General features: G+C 56.3%; 1 rRNA gene. It reads left to right on the forward strand.

Annotated features, from left to right (window positions below):
* Positions 1-1,230 (forward strand): 23S ribosomal RNA (locus IE278_RS41740); the annotation flags it as partial.

The following is a 1,230-nucleotide window of genomic DNA, read 5'->3' on the forward strand; positions in this document are numbered from 1 at the left end:
AGCCTCTAGCGAGTTTCATGGCGGCCCGTACCCTAAACCGACTCAGGTGGTCAGGTAGAGAATACCGAGGCGTTCGGGTGAACTATGGTTAAGGAACTCGGCAAAATGCCCCCGTAACTTCGGGAGAAGGGGGGCCATTCTTGGTGATCCGATTTACTCGGTGAGCTGGGGGTGGCCGCAGAGACCAGCGAGAAGCGACTGTTTACTAAAAACACAGGTCCGTGCGAAGCCGTAAGGCGATGTATACGGACTGACGCCTGCCCGGTGCTGGAACGTTAAGGGGACCGGTTAGTACGCTTTCGGGCGTGCGAAGCTGAGAACTTAAGCGCCAGTAAACGGCGGTGGTAACTATAACCATCCTAAGGTAGCGAAATTCCTTGTCGGGTAAGTTCCGACCTGCACGAATGGCGTAACGACTTCTCGACTGTCTCAACCATAGGCCCGGTGAAATTGCACTACGAGTAAAGATGCTCGTTTCGCGCAGCAGGACGGAAAGACCCCGGGACCTTTACTATAGTTTGATATTGGTGTTCGGTTCGGCTTGTGTAGGATAGCTGGGAGACTGTGAAGCTTGAGCGCCAGCTCAGGTGGAGTCGTCGTTGAAATACCAGTCTGGTCGTGCTGGATGTCTAACCTGGGTCCGTGATCCGGATCAGGGACAGTGTCTGATGGGTAGTTTAACTGGGGCGGTTGCCTCCTAAAGAGTAACGGAGGCGCCCAAAGGTTCCCTCAGCCTGGTTGGCAATCAGGTGTTGAGTGTAAGTGCACAAGGGAGCTTGACTGTGAGACCGACGGGTCGAGCAGGGACGAAAGTCGGGACTAGTGATCCGGCGGTGGCTTGTGGAAGCGCCGTCGCTCAACGGATAAAAGGTACCCCGGGGATAACAGGCTGATCTTCCCCAAGAGTCCATATCGACGGGATGGTTTGGCACCTCGATGTCGGCTCGTCGCATCCTGGGGCTGGAGTCGGTCCCAAGGGTTGGGCTGTTCGCCCATTAAAGCGGTACGCGAGCTGGGTTTAGAACGTCGTGAGACAGTTCGGTCCCTATCCGCTGTGCGCGTAGGAGTCTTGAGAAGGGCTGTCCCTAGTACGAGAGGACCGGGACGGACGAACCTCTGGTGTGCCAGTTGTCCTGCCAAGGGCATGGCTGGTTGGCTACGTTCGGGAGGGATAACCGCTGAAAGCATCTAAGCGGGAAGCCTGCTTCGAGATGAGGACTCCCACCCACT

Source organism: Streptomyces tauricus (genome assembly GCF_014650955.1).
Taxonomy (GTDB): Bacteria; Actinomycetota; Actinomycetes; order Streptomycetales; family Streptomycetaceae; genus Streptomyces; species Streptomyces tauricus.